This window comes from uncultured Sphingomonas sp. (assembly GCF_964243315.1).
GTDB lineage: Bacteria > Pseudomonadota > Alphaproteobacteria > Sphingomonadales > Sphingomonadaceae > Sphingomonas.
Window position 1 is genome coordinate 1 of the sequence record NZ_CAXTEM010000064.1, and the last position, 14,481, is coordinate 14,481.

A 14,481-nucleotide genomic window follows, 5' to 3' on the forward strand; every position below is an offset into this window, starting at 1 on the left:
GGCTCGGCGGCATCTGCCTCAATTGGGGGTGCATCCCGACCAAGGCGCTGCTGCGCACGTCGGAGATCTACCATTACATGACCAACGCGTCGGCTTACGGGCTGAAGGCGGACAATGTCGGCTTCGACCTGGGCAAGATCGTCGAGCGCAGCCGCAAGGTCGCCGGGCAGCTGAATGCGGGCGTGAAGGGCCTGATGAAGAAGCACAAGGTCACCGTCGTCGAAGGCGTCGGCGCGCTGACCGGGAAGGGGCAGCTCACCGTCACCCAGGGCGACAAGAAGACCGAGCTTGTGGCCAAGCACATCCTGGTGGCGACCGGCGCGCGGGCGCGCGACCTGCCGTTCGCCAAGGCCGACGGCAAGCGCATCTGGACTTATCGCCACGCGATGGTGCCGACCGAGATGCCGACCAAGCTGCTGGTGATCGGGTCGGGCGCGATCGGCGTCGAGTTCGCGAGCTTCTACCACGACATGGGCGCCGACGTGACGATCGTCGAGATGCTGCCGCGCGTCCTGCCGGTCGAGGACGAGGAAGTCTCCGCATTCATGGACAAGGCGCTGACCAAGCAGGGGATCAAGCTGCTGACCGGCGCCGCGATCGAGAAGCTCGACAACGGTGCCGCGGCGGTGACCGCATCGATCAAGGCGAAGGACGGCAGCGTCTCGACCGAGGATTACAGCCACGTGATCGTCGCGATCGGGATCGTTCCGAACACCGAGGAGATCGGATTGGAAGCGCTCGGCGTCGAGACCGAGCGCGGGCACATCAAGGTCGACGGCTATGGCCGCACCAATGTCGAGGGGCTGTATGCGATCGGCGACGTGACCGGCGCACCGTGGCTGGCGCACAAGGCGAGCCATGAAGGGGTCGTCTGCGTCGAGAAGATCGCGGGCGAGAACCCGCATCCGTTCGAAACCTGGAACATCCCGGGTTGCACCTATTCGCGGCCGCAGGTCGCGTCGGTCGGGCTGACCGAGGCGAAGGCGCGAGAGGCAGGTTACGAGCTGAAGGTCGGCAAATTCCCGTTCATCGGCAACGGCAAGGCGATCGCGCTGGGCGAGGCGGACGGTTTCGTGAAGACGGTGTTCGACGCCAAGACCGGCGAGTTGCTGGGCGCGCATATGGTCGGGGCCGAAGTGACCGAGCTGATCCAGGGCTATGTCGTTGCGCGGCAACTGGAATCGACCGAGGCGGAACTGATGGAGACGATCTTCGCGCATCCGACGCTGAGCGAGATGATGCATGAGAGCGTGCTCGGCGCGTACGGACGGGCGATCCATTTCTAACGTTGGATGAGTTCAAGCAGGACCGGCCACCTTGTTCGTCGTTCCCGCCCGCGCGGGGATGACGGGATGGCTAGACGCACTGTCGTTCCGCTCCAGCCGTGATGTCCGCGCGGTTCCCGCAGCGATTTTGTGGCCAGCCGAATTTTTTCACCGTCCGTTAACCAAGTTAATTGATATACTTAGCCTGACGCTCGGTTGCGTCGGGAAAGGGTATCGTATGACGCAGAGGTGGTCACCCGAGGCGGCGCAGGCGTGGTTCGATGCGCTGCCGTGGCAGGTCGGGTGCAATTTCACACCGTCCTATGCGATCAACCAGCTCGAGATGTGGCAGGCCGAGACGTTCGACCTGCCGGCGATCGAGCGCGAACTCGCGCTCGCTTCGTCGCTCGGTATGAACGCGGTGCGGGTGTATTTGCACGATCTGCTCTGGGTGCAGGATGCTGCAGGCTTCCTCGGCCGAATCGATCGCTTCCTGGCCGCGGCGGATCGCAGCGGTATCCGGACGATGCTGGTGCTGTTCGACTCGTGCTGGGATCCCGAACCCGAACTGGGTCCGCAGCGCGCGCCCAAGGCCGGCGTGCACAATTCGGGGTGGGTGCAGTCTCCCGGGGTCCCTGCGCTAAAGGACAGCGATCAGCATGCGCGGCTGCGCAACTATGTGGAAGGTGTGGTCGGTCGGTTCGCCGGCGATCCGCGCGTGCTTGCCTGGGACATCTGGAACGAGCCCGACAACGGTCCTGAAGTCGCTTTATGCGATCCGGCGATGTTGAAGGCCAAGGCCGATCTGGTGGTGCCGTTGATGATCGCGGCGTTCGATTGGGCGCGGTCGGTCGCTCCGGTCCAGCCGCTGACCAGTGGCATCTGGCTCGGCGACTGGTCCGCACCGAACCTGCTGAGCCCGATCCAACGTGCGCAGACCGGGCTATCGGACGTCATCTCGTTCCACAATTACGGCACCGCCGAAGACTTCGTCACCCGGGTCAAATGGCTGAAGGCGATGGGCCGACCGCTGCTCTGCACCGAGTATATGGCGCGGCCTGCGGGCAGCACGTTCCAGGCGATCCTGCCCTGCGCCAAGGAGCACCGCGTCGGGACGTTCTGTTGGGGCCTGGTGCGCGGCAAGACCCAGACGCACCTGGCGTGGGAGAATTGGGAAAGCCCGCTCGCCGCGGTGCCGAAGGACATGTGGTTTCACGATATCTTCGACGAAGCCGGCGTGCCGCACGACGAGACTGAGGTCGAGTTCCTGCGGATGCTGAGCGCGATCTGACGCTACGCCGCCTCGCTGAACTGCAGGCTCGCGAGGCGGGCGTAGAGGCCGCTGCGGGCGATCAGGCTTGCATGCGTCCCTTCCTCGACGATGCGGCCCTCGTCCATGACGATGATCCGGCTCGCGGCGCGGACGGTGGCGAGGCGGTGCGCGATGACCAGCGTGGTGCGGGTCGTCATCAGCCGCTCGAGCGCCTGTTGCACGAGGCGTTCGCTTTCGGCATCGAGCGCGCTGGTGGCTTCGTCGAGCAGCAGGATCGGCGAGTCGCGGAGCAGCGCGCGTGCGATCGTGATGCGCTGGCGCTGGCCGCCCGACAGCCGCGCGCCGCCTTCGCCGAGGAAGGTGTCGAGGCCTTCGGGGAGGCGACGGAGGAAATCGGTCGCGTTCGCGGTGTCGGCCGCGGCCCAGAGCTGCTCGTCGCTCGCCGACCAATTGCCGTAGCGCAGATTGTCACGCGCCGAGGCGCCGAAGATGACGGTCTCCTGCGGCACCATCGCGATCCGTGCGCGCACGTCGGCCGGGTCGACCGCGCGAAGATCGATGCCCTCGATCGTGACGCGGCCAGACTCGGGATCGTAGAAGCGCTCGGCGAGCTGGAAGAGCGTCGACTTGCCCGCGCCCGACGGGCCGACCACCGCGACGGTCTCGCCCGGTGCGATCGTCAGGGTGAAGTCCTTCAGTGCCGCGACATCGGGCCGGGTCGGATAGTGGAAGGCGATGTTCTCGAAGGCGATCGCCCCACGCGAGTGAAGCGGTAGCGTCACGGGTTGAGCAGGCGCCGCGATCTCCGGCTTCTCCTCCAGCAGTTCGGCGAGCCGGCTGGCCGCGCCCGCGCCGCGGAGCAGATCGCCATAGACCTCGGTAAGCGCGCCGAATGCGCCCGCGACGATCCCGCCGGTGAGGACGAAGGCGGCGATCGCGCCGCCGCTGATCCGCCCCGCCGCGACGTCGACCGCGCCCTCCCACAGCACCAGCGTGATCGATCCGAAGATCAGCGCGATCATGATCGCGGTCATCACCGCGCGCAGGAGGATGCGGCGCCGTGCGGCGGCGAAGGTTGCATCTACCGCGGCGGCGAAGCGCGCGGCTTCGCGCTCCTCCTGCCCGAACGCCTGGACGATCTTCATCGCGCCGAGCGTCTCGGTGGCGATCGAGCCGACATCGGCGACCCGGTCCTGCGAGGTGCGCGACAGGTTGCGCAGGCGCCGGCCGAGCACCGTGATCGGCAGGATGATCAGCGGAATGCCGAGCAGCAACATGCCGGCGAGCTTCGGCGAGATCGCGAACAGGTAGATCATCCCGCCAACGCCGGTGAAGCAATTGCGCAGCGCGACGGACACGGTGGTGCCGACGACGTTCTCGATCAACGCCGTGTCGGAGGTGAGGCGCGACGCGATCTCCGACGGGCGGTTCTCCTCGAAGAAGCGGGGCGTGAGACGGAGCAGGTGCCGCTGTACCTTGCCGCGGATGTCGGCAACGACGCGCTCGCCGAGCCATGATACGAAGTAGAAGCGGATCGCGGTGGCGACCGCGAGCACCGCGACGATCATCAGCAGATAGTGAAACGAGGACGCCACGGTGCCGCCGGCGCCGGGCCCGAACCCGCGGTCGATCACGCGCTTGAAGCCATACGGGATCGCAATGGTCGCCGCGGACGTGGTGAGCAGCGCCAGCAGCGCGAGAGTCAGCTGGCGCGGATAGCGGATGACGCTGTCCCAGACGAGCCGAAGGTCACCGAGGCGGCGGCGGCTCGGGGGGCTGGGTGCGGTGCTGTCGGCCATATGTAAGCGCGCGTAGCAGTGTGGAAGGACCTGCTCAACGGCAACCGCTCCCCGCCTGGGACGTTGACCATGCTGCACCGCAAAAGCATTCGGTTGCCAGCCTGCCGCTTTACGCTACGACATATGTTATCAATTTCGCGCTATGGGATACCGCATGCTCTACGACGCTTACGAGATGCAACGATCGATGCTCGCCAATGCTAGCGCAATGGCCACCTTCGGCGCTGACATGCTGCACAACCCGGCAAACCCTTTCGCCTATATCGGCGGAGGATCGGTTGTTGCTTCGGCGCTGGAGGTGTTCGCACATGCGGCGGCGCCACGTGGTAAGCCGGCATTTGGGCTCGACACCACCACCATTGATGGTCGCGTGGTCGCGGTGCGCGAGGAGATCGTGCTGCAGAAGCCGTTCGGGCAGCTGAAGCGCTTCGTTCGCGACGGTGTAGAGGGATCGCCAAAGCTGCTGATCGTGGCGCCGATGTCGGGGCATTTCGCGACGCTGCTGCGCGGTACGGTCGAGCGGATGCTTCCCTTCGCGGACGTCTACGTCACCGACTGGCGCGACGCGCGGCAGGTACCGCTGGCCGACGGCCGTTTCGATCTGGACGATTATGTCGACTATCTGATCGAGTACATGACCGTCATTGGCGCCAATACGGATCACGGCGGCGCGCATATGCTCGCGGTGTGCCAGCCGTCGGTGCCCTGCTATGCGGCAGTGGCGTTGATGAGTGCGGACAAGCATCCGTGCCTGCCCCGGACGCTGACGATGATGGGCGGCCCGATCGACACGCGCGAGGCGCCGACATCGGTCAACACGCTAGCCACCGAACGGCCGCACAGCTGGTTCTCGCAGAACGTCATCGCGACCGTGCCGATGTCGTACCCCGGCGCTGGGCGGAAGGTGTATCCGGGCTTCCTGCAGCTCGCAGGCTTCATGTCGATGAACCTCGGCAATCACATGATCAGCCATTGGGAGATGTTCAAGCATCTCGTCGAGGGGGACGGCGAGAGCGCGGACGCTACCAAGGACTTCTACGAGGAATATCGGTCGGTCTGCGACATGACCGCCGAATTCTATCTGCAGACGATCGACGTGGTGTTCCAGAACCACGCCTTGCCGCGCGGACTGATGACGCATCGCGGCCGAAAGGTCGATCCGGCGGCGATCGCCGATGTGGCGATCCTGGCGATCGAAGGCGAGCGCGACGACATTTCAGGGCTCGGCCAGACCAAGGCGGCGCTGAAGATCGCGACCAGCCTGCCCGAGGACAAGAAGCGCTACCTCATGGCAGAGGGCGCGGGCCACTACGGCATCTTCAACGGTTCGAAGTGGCGCAATATCATCGCACCGGTGGTGGAGGAGTGGATCACGCTTCACGGGTGAGGGGTGCGGCGGATCGCTTTGACGCGCCGCTACTGATAATTTTGTTGCCCTGAATCCTTCGACTTCGCTCAGGAGAGCCTTGGTCCGGGATCCAGCTTACTGCGTCATTAACCGGCTTTACCGTTACGAGCTAGCGGGGCCCCGGATCCAGTCCGGGGTGACGGCTGGGTGGTAGCTTAGGCTCTCGTCCGTGTTCCTGCGAAGGCAGGAACCCAGAGTTACGAGCACTGACGCTTGTGGCCCTAGGCTCCTGCGTACGCAGGAGCACGAGGTGCGCAGTAGCACGGGGTGCGCAGGGGTAATCGCGCTTTGGGACCGCGGACGGCCCCGCAGCGCGCCATTGCGTCAGGCCAAGGACCCGACCACCTCGTGGGTGCCGCTCTCGCTGCCGTGGATCTTGCCGCCGAACAGCATCTTCACTCGGCCAGAAAGCGAAACGTCGCTTTCCCAGATTTCTGCGGAATCGATGTCGAACCTAAGCAGCGTCAGGTTGGGATCGGCACGCCCGCCCGGAAACCATGATTCCACATGGTTGTTCCAGAGCTTGTCGATCTGTGCGGAATCATTGTCCTGATCGATCACGCCGTGCAGGCAGGCGAACACGTCGTGCCCCTTGGACACGAACTGCGCCATCGCATCGCCGCCGCCTGCCGCGCGGTTGTCCTTGCCCACGAAGAAGAACAGCGAGTTGGGCTGATCCTCGTCGATCTGCGCGGTCAGCGGCTCGCTATGATCGTGGGTGTCGGTCAGCCCGACCATGACGAAGGGGCTCGATTTCAACGACGCCAGAAAGGTCTCGGCTACGCTCTGAGTGTCGGCCACGGCTGTTCTCCCGAAAAGTTGGTTCGGGAGGAGAACGATGGCGCGAGAGGTTGGTTGCGGGAGTGCCCGACTACGGGTTTGTACCGATTGCGGAGTCCGCCAGCAAACCGCAGCCCGCTCGCGGCAGCAACGTCGCTGCCGACATAGAAAGGCGAAAGCATGTCACTTGCCGAGCTGTGTCTATTTCTGGGTGTTCTGATCACCTTCGCGACCCTGGTCGTGAAGGTTATCGAGGTGACCAAGAGGTAGAGGCACGGGCGGGGCTCGACTAGCAGGTCGAGCCCCAAACGATAGAGCCCCGGCCGTAGCAGCGACCGAGGCTCTTAGATCAGCGCATGTCATCGCCGTTCCTGATTATAGGAACGCAGCGTGGGAAATCAATCAGAGAACCTCGAACAACCCGGCAGCGCCCATACCGCCGCCGACGCACATCGTGACGACGACGTATCTGGCGCCGCGGCGCTTGCCTTCGATCAGCGCGTGGCCGGTCATCCGCGCGCCCGACATGCCGTAGGGGTGGCCGACCGAGATCGCGCCGCCGTTGACGTTGAGCAGCTCGTCGGGAATGCCGAGCATGTCGCGGCAGTACAGCACCTGCACCGCAAACGCCTCGTTCAGCTCCCACAAGCCGATGTCGTCCATCTTCAAGTTGAAGCGCTCGAGCAGCTTGGGGATCGCGAACACCGGGCCGATGCCCATCTCGTCGGGCTTGGTGCCTGCCACTGCCATGCCGACATAGCGGCCGAGCGGGGTCAGGCCGCGCTGCGAGGCCAGCGTTTCCTCCATCAGCACCGATGCCGAGGCGCCGTCCGACAATTGGCTGGCGTTGCCCGCGGTGATCGTGGCCTCGGGGCCGAGCACGGGCTTCAGGCCCTTCAGCCCCTCCAGCGTGGTGTCGGCACGATTGCCCTCGTCCTTGGCGAGCGTGGTTTCCTTGTGGCTGACCTCTTTGGTCTCCTTGTCGACGATCGCCATCGTCGCCGTCACCGGCACGATCTCGTCGTCGAACTTGCCCGCGGCCTGCGCCTCGGCGGTGCGCATCTGCGACCGGTAGCCATATTCGTCCATCGCATCGCGCGAGATGCCGTAGCGCTGTGCGACGATCTCCGCGGTCTGGAGCATCGGCATGTAGATGTCGTTGTGCATCGCCAGCAGCTCGGGATCGGGCGCGACGCGCATCTGCGGGGTCTGCACCAAGCTGATGCTCTCGACGCCGCCGCCGATCGTGACGTCCATATTGTCGACGACGATCTGCTTGGCCGCCGTGGCGATCGCCATCAGTCCCGATGCGCACTGGCGGTCGAGCGACATGCCCGACACGGTAGTGGGCAGACCGGCGCGAAGGCTCGCGTTGCGCGCGATGTTGCCCGCCTGGTGACCCTGCTGAAGCGCGGCGCCAAAGACGACGTCCTGGACCTCGTCACCGGCGATGCCGGCGCGCTCGACCGCGGCCTTGATCGCGTGACTGGCGAGCGTCGGAGAGGGCAGGTTGTTGAACGCGCCGCGATAGGCGCGACCGATCGGCGTGCGGGCGGTGGAGACGATGAGGGCTGAACGCATGGGTTTGGTCCTTTCTTCTCCCCTCCCGCTTGCGGGAAGGGTCGGGGGAGAGCTTGTCGGAAGGGAGGTGGGCGTGAACAGGCCCTCCGCTAACCCCTCCGGCAAGCGGACGGGGAATTCAGACGAAGATCTGGCTGATCCATTCCGCGATCATCGCGGGCTTTTCCTGGCCCTCGATCTCGACGGTGAATTCGTTGGTCTGCTGCCACTGGCCGGGGCGCTTTTCGTCGAACTCGATGAGCTTGAAGCGGCCGCGAACCTTGCTGCCCGAGCGGACGGGGGTGAGGAAGCGGACCTTGTTGCCACCGTAGTTGACGCCCATCTTCACGCCGTCGAGCTTGGGCGCGTCGACGACCTTGGACGACAGCAGCGGCATCAGCGACAGCGTGAGGAAGCCGTGTGCGATCGTCCCCCCGAAAGGGGTCATCTTCGCCATCTCAGGGTCGATGTGGATGAACTGGTGATCGCCGGTCGCGTCCGCGAACTTGTCGATCATCGCCTGGGTGACCTCGACCCATTCGGACACCGTCTCGGTGCCGATACGGTCCTTCATCTCGTCGACGGTGATCGTCGCCACACCATTCCCCTTAGAACGCCTTTGGCGCTAGAGCGCACGCATCCCAATAGGCTCGGCGCCCCGCGTCCTGCAAGCCTCACCCGACCGGAAGCTGGAAAATGACGACTGCCGTAACGTCCTCACCGCGTGAAATCATGGCGCAGCTGTACCGCGCGCCCGAACCGGATGTTCTAAAGCCGCTGCTGGAGCATGCGTCGATGACCGCCGACTCGCAAGGCCGGGTGCTCGGTCATGCCGCCGGTCTGCTCGCCGACCTTCGCGCGGCACAGGGCAGGGGCTGGGTGAACCAGTTCCTGCAGGAATATCGGCTCAATTCGTCGGAGGGCGTCGCACTGCTGTCGCTCGCCGAGGCGTTCCTGCGGGTGCCCGATCCGGAGACCGCGGACCTGCTGATCGCGGACAAGCTCGGGGACGCGGACTGGCGGGCGCATGCGGGCAAGTCGAATTCGAAGCTGGTCAATTCGGCGACCTGGGGGCTCGTGGTCGGCCGGGTGCTGGTCGGCGAGGGCGAGCACGGCCCGCTGAGGCGGCTGATCTCGCGCGCCGGCGAGCCGTTCGTCCGCCAGGCGGTGGGCGCGGCGATGAAGATGATGGGCGAGATCTTCGTGATGGGGCGCACCATCGACGAGGCGATGCGCCGAATGCGGCGGCCGGAGCATCGCGGATTCACCGCAAGCTTCGACATGCTCGGCGAGGCGGCGCGGACGCATGAGGATGCCGAGCGTTATTTCCGGTCCTATGTCGATGCGGTCGATGCGGTGGGGACGGATCCGGCGGCGGGGCATTCGATCTCGGTCAAGCTGTCGGCGTTGCACCCGCGCTATGAGCTGGCACGCGAGGCGGAGTGCGTGCCGGCGCTGACCGCAATGCTTGAGGCGCTGGCGGTGCAGGCGGCGGCGAAGAACATCGCGCTGACCGTGGATGCCGAGGAGTCCGAACGGCTGGAGATGAGCCTCGATATCATCGGCGCCGTGGCGGCGCTGCCGTCGCTGAAGGGATGGGACGGCTTCGGCATGGCAGTGCAGGCTTATGGCAAGCGCGCGCGGCCGGTGGTGGCGTGGGCGGATTCACTCGGCCGGGTGATGAACGTGCGGCTGGTGAAGGGCGCCTATTGGGACAGCGAGATCAAGCGCACCCAGGTCGAGGGGCTGGCCGATTATCCGCTGTTCACGCGCAAGGCGGCGACCGACGTGTCGTATCTCGCGGTGGCGAAGGACATGCTGGCGGCGACGAATATCCGCCCGGCCTTTGCCAGCCACAATGCGCTGACGGTAGCGACGATTGTCGAATGGGCGGGCAACTCGCGCGACTTCGAATTTCAGCGGCTCCACGGGATGGGAGACGGGTTGTACGAACGGCTGGTGCGCGATCATGGCTATAAGTGCCGCGTCTATGCGCCGGTCGGCGGGCATCGCGACCTGCTCGCCTATCTGGTGCGACGCTTGCTGGAGAATGGCGCCAATTCGAGCTTCGTTCACCAACTGGCGGATGCGCGGCTGAGCGAGGACGAGATCCTGGCCGACCCGGTGGCGAAGATCGCGGGGGTCGGTGGCACGTGTCACCCGAACATTCCACTGCCGGCCGACCTGTTCGCGCCGGGGCATCGCAATTCGCAGGGGCTCGATCTGAGCGATCGGGCAATCTTGGCGCGGGCTCGGACGGTGGTGAATGCGCCCTTGTCTGCGGAGAGCGGGCGGGGATCGGCCGATGTCGGCGCAGCGATCGGGCGGGCGCAGGCGGCGTTCCCGGCGTGGCGCAGCACGCCGGTGGAGGAGCGTGCGGCTTGCCTGGAACGGCTTGCCGATCTGCTGGAGGCGGAGCGCGACGAGTTGATGGCGATCTGCGTGCAGGAGGCGCGCAAGAGCATCGCGGACGCGATCGGCGAGGTTCGGGAAGCGGCCGACTTCTGCCGCTATTATGCGGGCGAGGCGCGGCGCAACCTGCGGTCGATCGAGCTGCCGGGGCCGACCGGGGAGCGCAACACGCTGCATCTCGAAGGGCGGGGCGTATGGGCGACGATCGCGCCTTGGAATTTCCCGCTCGCGATCTTCCTGGGGCAGACCGTCGCGGCGCTGGTGACGGGGAACACGGTCGTCGCCAAACCCGCGCCGCAGACGCCGCTGATCGCGGCGCGGGCGGTGGCGCTGGCGCATCGGGCGGGCATTCCGGCGGATGCGCTGGTGCTGGTGACCGGCGGGCCAGACGTGGGCGCGGCACTGACCGCGGATCGGCGGGTCATGGGAGTGGCGTTCACCGGGTCGACCGCCACCGCGCGGCGGATCGCGCGGTCGCTGCTCGAGGACGATGCGCGGCCGATCGTGCCGCTGATCGCCGAGACCGGTGGGATCAACGCGATGATCGTCGATTCGACCGCGCTGCCCGAGCAGGTGGTCGCCGACGTGATCACCTCGTCATTCCGGTCGGCGGGGCAGCGTTGCTCGGCATTGCGGCTGTTGCTGGTGCAGGAGGACATCGCCGAGCCGCTGCTGCGGATGTTGAGCGGGGCGATGGACACGCTGCGGATCGGCGACCCGGGCGACCCGGCGACCGATGTCGGGCCGGTGATCGACCGCGGCGCCTACGACCGGCTGATGGGCTATCGCGACAGCGTGCGCGGGTCGTGGATCAAGACGCTCGCGGTTCCGGAGGACGGTTTGTTCGTGCCGCCGACCCTGATCCGGCTGACCGATATCGAGGCGCTGACCGAGGAATGGTTCGGCCCCATCCTTCATGTCGCGACCTGGGAGGGCGGCAAGCTCGGCGAGACGATCGCTCGGGTCAACGCCAAGGGTTACGGGCTGACGATGGGACTGCACAGCCGGATCGCGCGGGCGGCGGAGGTCGCGGAGGCCGAGGCGGCGGTGGGCAACCTCTACGTCAACCGCGCGATGATCGGCGCGGTGGTCGGGTCGCAGCCGTTCGGGGGCGAGGGGCTTTCGGGCACCGGACCGAAGGCGGGCGGACCGCATTACCTCTACCGGTTCTGCACCGAGCGTGCGGTGTCGGTGGATACGACGAGCGCGGGGGGTAACGCGTCGTTGCTGTCGCTCGACGAGGGCGGCATCTGACGACGCGCAGCGGACATAGAAAAAGACGCGGGATCGGCTCCCGCGTCTTTTCGATCCTCACGTGGAGTGCTGGCAGTGTAGGCCAGCGATCTCGTCTTACTTGCTGCGCTCGACCTGTTCGAAGTCGAGTTCGACCGGGGTCGCGCGGCCGAAGATCGAGACCGAGACCTTGACCTTGGCCTTGTCGAAGTCGAGTTCCTCGACGGTGCCGTTGAAGCTCGCGAACGGGCCGTCGAGCACCTTCACCGCATCGCCGATCTCGTAATCGACCTTGATCTGCGTCTTGGGCGCGGCGGCGGCTTCTTCCTTGGAATTGAGCATCCGTGCGGCTTCGGATTCGCTGATCGCCTGGGGCTTGCCCATCGAGCCGAGGAAGCCGGTCACCTTCGGCGTGTTCTTCACCAGGTGATAGACGTCGTCGTTCATGTTGAGCTTCGCGAGGACGTAGCCCGGCATGAACTTGCGCTCGACCGCGATCTTCTTGCCGCGGCGGGCCTCGGTGATCGTCTCGGTCGGGACTTCGATCTGCTCGACGAGCTGATCGAGACCCATGCGGGTCGCCTCCGCCATGATCGAATCGCGGACCTTGCCCTCGAAACCCGAATAGGCGTGAATGATGTACCAGCGCGCCATTGCGTGCGACCCTTATTGCGCGAGCTTGAGGAGCTGGCCGACGACCGCGTTGAAGAACGAGTCGACCGCCAGGAAGAACAGCGCCAGCACCGTCGTCATGATCACGACCATGACCCCGGTCATGATCGTCTCGCGACGCGACGGCCAGACCACTTTGGCGGTCTCGGCCCGGACCTGCCGGATGAACTCGATCGGTGTCGTTTTCGCCACGTGCCCTCGAAACCCGCTAGAATGAAAAACAAGCGATCCGCCAGCAAGCCATAGGTCTTTCGCCCCTTCCCTGGTCAGGGAAGCGGCGGTCGCCAATCCTCGCTATCGGATGGGCAGCGCAAATAGCGGCGTGCGTGACTTAACGCAAGAGCGGGGGCAGAGCCCGATCAGTGGCCGTAGGTCTTGATCCCGCGACGGCGCAGCTTCTCGCGCTTGCGACGGCGAAGCTTGAGGATGGTCAGGGGGATGCCGATCAGCAGCAGCACGCCGACAAGGGCGTACGCGATCGTCAAGCGCGTGAAATCGTCCATTCGCGGCCACTAACGGACAATGACGGAACGATCCATAAGCGAGATCAAGTAAAAGTGCTGGCAGGAGTGGGGGGACTCGAACCCACGGCCCTCGGTTTTGGAGACCGATGCTCTACCAACTGAGCTACACTCCTCCAGCGACGCTCCCCCTAAACGCGGTTTCCGGGTGGGGCAACCCATCCGCGTGGGAAATCGATCGGGCAACGGTGAAGAGTCACAAATGTCGCACCATATGCGTGCGCGAACTAGGTCGCCCGTTCTCGCCTGGGCGGTTCTTGCCGGTGCGATGCTCACGATGAGAAACAGCATGGACCGGGCTCGCTCTGCGCGTCCAACATTGCAAGCATCGTTCCGCCGCAGGATTGACCGACGGCCATGTCCTGCGTATAGGCCCGCGGCGTCCGCAGGCTCAGGTCTCGCGGGCAAGCTTGAACATTGCTGGATGCATTCGAGGGCCGGGGTGGTCGAACATGACCCCTACGTCCCTTTTTGTATTCCCGAGCGTCATGGCTCCAGCAAAGTAACCACATGACTAGGTGAAGAGATTCATGCCGACGATCAACCAGCTGGTCCGCAAGGGCCGCGATCCGCAGAAGGCCAAGTCCAAGGTCCCTGCGATGGAGCAGAACCCGCAAAAGCGCGGCGTCTGCACCCGCGTCTATACGACGACCCCGAAGAAGCCGAACTCGGCGCTGCGCAAGGTGGCCAAGGTCCGCCTGACCAACCAGCGCGAAGTCATCAGCTACATTCCGGGCGAAGGCCACAACCTCCAGGAGCACTCGGTGGTCCTGATCCGTGGCGGTCGTGTCCGCGATCTTCCCGGCGTTCGCTATCACGTCCTGCGCGGCGTGCTCGATACGCAGGGTGTGAAGGACCGGCGTCAGTCGCGTTCCAAGTACGGCGCCAAGCGTCCGAAGTAAGCCGGTCGTTCCATACGACCACGAAGGCTGAAGTTTAGAAGGAATTTGAAATGGCACGTCGCCGCCGCCCAGAAAAGCGCATCATCCTCCCCGATCCGAAATACGGTGATGAGGTTCTCTCCAAGTTCATGAATTCGGTCATGCTCGACGGCAAGAAGTCCGTCGCCGAACTGATCGTCTACGGTGCGATGGAAACCGTCGAGCAGCGCGCCAAGCGCGAGCCGGTCGGCGTGTTCCACGATGCGCTGAACAACATCAAGCCGGGGATCGAGGTCCGGTCGCGCCGCGTCGGTGGTGCGACCTACCAGGTTCCCGTCGAGGTTCGTCCCGAGCGTGCCCAGGCGCTGGCGATCCGCTGGCTGATCTCGGCAGCGCGCGCGCGCAGCGAGAACACGATGGCCGCACGGCTGTCCGGCGAGCTGCTCGACGCGTCGAACAACCGCGGCAACGCGGTGAAGAAGCGCGAAGACACCCACCGCATGGCTGAAGCCAACCGAGCGTTCTCGCATTACCGCTGGTAGGGTTGGAAGCGTTTACGACCTGAACTATATCGTGGGGAGCCGGCCAGCAGCCTGCTCCCCACATCGCTAAGGAAGCACCGATCATGGCCCGCAGCCATCCGCTCGACAAGTATCGCAACATCGGCATCATGGCGC

Annotated in this window: 13 protein-coding genes and 1 tRNA gene; 6 read left to right on the top strand and 8 right to left on the bottom strand. The window is 65.2% G+C overall.

Annotated features, from left to right (window positions below):
* Positions 1–1,286: dihydrolipoyl dehydrogenase (gene lpdA / locus ACFE77_RS14055; protein WP_375422275.1), on the top strand; the 1,286-nt coding region annotated here is incomplete at its 5' end.
* A gap of 217 nt (positions 1,287–1,503) precedes the next feature.
* The gene (locus ACFE77_RS14060) at positions 1,504–2,556 is read left to right on the top strand and encodes a cellulase family glycosylhydrolase (RefSeq protein ID WP_375422276.1); all 1,053 of its coding nucleotides are present in this window, start codon (positions 1,504–1,506) and stop codon (positions 2,554–2,556) included.
* A 2-nt stretch (positions 2,557–2,558) separates the two neighbouring features.
* Here ACFE77_RS14060 and ACFE77_RS14065 read toward each other — a convergent pair whose 3' ends face one another.
* Complete coding sequence (locus tag ACFE77_RS14065; protein ID WP_375422277.1) at positions 2,559–4,337, bottom strand: ABC transporter transmembrane domain-containing protein; 1,779 nt, start codon at positions 4,335–4,337, stop codon at positions 2,559–2,561.
* 154 nt (positions 4,338–4,491) lie between these two features.
* Between ACFE77_RS14065 and ACFE77_RS14070 the strand changes: the two genes are divergently transcribed.
* Positions 4,492–5,724 (top strand): polyhydroxyalkanoate depolymerase, encoded by a 1,233-nt coding sequence (locus tag ACFE77_RS14070; protein WP_375422278.1) that lies wholly within the window; start codon positions 4,492–4,494, stop codon positions 5,722–5,724.
* A gap of 345 nt (positions 5,725–6,069) precedes the next feature.
* Here the strand turns inward: ACFE77_RS14070 and ACFE77_RS14075 are convergent, their stop codons facing one another.
* From ACFE77_RS14075 to ACFE77_RS14085, 3 genes are all read right to left on the bottom strand, one after another.
* Positions 6,070–6,546: a pyridoxamine 5'-phosphate oxidase family protein gene (locus ACFE77_RS14075; protein ID WP_375422279.1), complete on the bottom strand. Its 477-nt coding sequence runs from the start codon at positions 6,544–6,546 to the stop codon at positions 6,070–6,072.
* 381 nt (positions 6,547–6,927) lie between these two features.
* Positions 6,928–8,106 carry an acetyl-CoA C-acyltransferase gene (locus ACFE77_RS14080; protein ID WP_375422280.1) on the bottom strand — a complete coding sequence of 393 codons (1,179 nt, stop codon included), beginning with the start codon at positions 8,104–8,106 and terminating at the stop codon, positions 6,928–6,930.
* A 118-nt stretch (positions 8,107–8,224) separates the two neighbouring features.
* Positions 8,225–8,659 (bottom strand): MaoC family dehydratase, encoded by a 435-nt coding sequence (locus tag ACFE77_RS14085; RefSeq protein ID WP_375422285.1) that lies wholly within the window; start codon positions 8,657–8,659, stop codon positions 8,225–8,227.
* 158 nt (positions 8,660–8,817) lie between these two features.
* Here ACFE77_RS14085 and ACFE77_RS14090 point away from each other — a divergent pair, with 158 nt between their 5' ends.
* Positions 8,818–11,751: an L-glutamate gamma-semialdehyde dehydrogenase gene (locus ACFE77_RS14090; RefSeq protein WP_375422286.1), complete on the top strand. Its 2,934-nt coding sequence runs from the start codon at positions 8,818–8,820 to the stop codon at positions 11,749–11,751.
* Between the two features lie 96 nt (positions 11,752–11,847).
* Here ACFE77_RS14090 and nusG read toward each other — a convergent pair whose 3' ends face one another.
* From nusG to ACFE77_RS14110, 4 genes are all read right to left on the bottom strand, one after another.
* On the bottom strand, positions 11,848–12,384 hold the full coding sequence (gene nusG, locus ACFE77_RS14095) for a transcription termination/antitermination protein NusG (protein WP_375422281.1): 537 nt from the start codon (positions 12,382–12,384) through the stop codon (positions 11,848–11,850).
* A gap of 12 nt (positions 12,385–12,396) precedes the next feature.
* Positions 12,397–12,594: a preprotein translocase subunit SecE gene (gene secE / locus ACFE77_RS14100; protein WP_375422282.1), complete on the bottom strand. Its 198-nt coding sequence runs from the start codon at positions 12,592–12,594 to the stop codon at positions 12,397–12,399.
* A 167-nt stretch (positions 12,595–12,761) separates the two neighbouring features.
* Positions 12,762–12,887, bottom strand: a complete 126-nt coding sequence (locus ACFE77_RS14105; RefSeq protein WP_375422283.1) for a hypothetical protein — start codon at positions 12,885–12,887, stop codon at positions 12,762–12,764.
* A gap of 76 nt (positions 12,888–12,963) precedes the next feature.
* A tRNA-Trp gene (locus tag ACFE77_RS14110) sits at positions 12,964–13,039 on the bottom strand.
* A 414-nt stretch (positions 13,040–13,453) separates the two neighbouring features.
* Between ACFE77_RS14110 and rpsL the strand changes: the two genes are divergently transcribed.
* Both rpsL and rpsG read left to right on the top strand, forming a co-directional pair.
* Entirely contained in the window at positions 13,454–13,825 is a 372-nt protein-coding gene (gene rpsL, locus ACFE77_RS14115; protein WP_019516007.1) for a 30S ribosomal protein S12, read from the top strand.
* A gap of 50 nt (positions 13,826–13,875) precedes the next feature.
* Positions 13,876–14,346 carry a 30S ribosomal protein S7 gene (gene rpsG / locus ACFE77_RS14120; protein ID WP_375422284.1) on the top strand — a complete coding sequence of 157 codons (471 nt, stop codon included), beginning with the start codon at positions 13,876–13,878 and terminating at the stop codon, positions 14,344–14,346.
* Positions 14,347–14,481 lie beyond the last annotated feature (135 nt).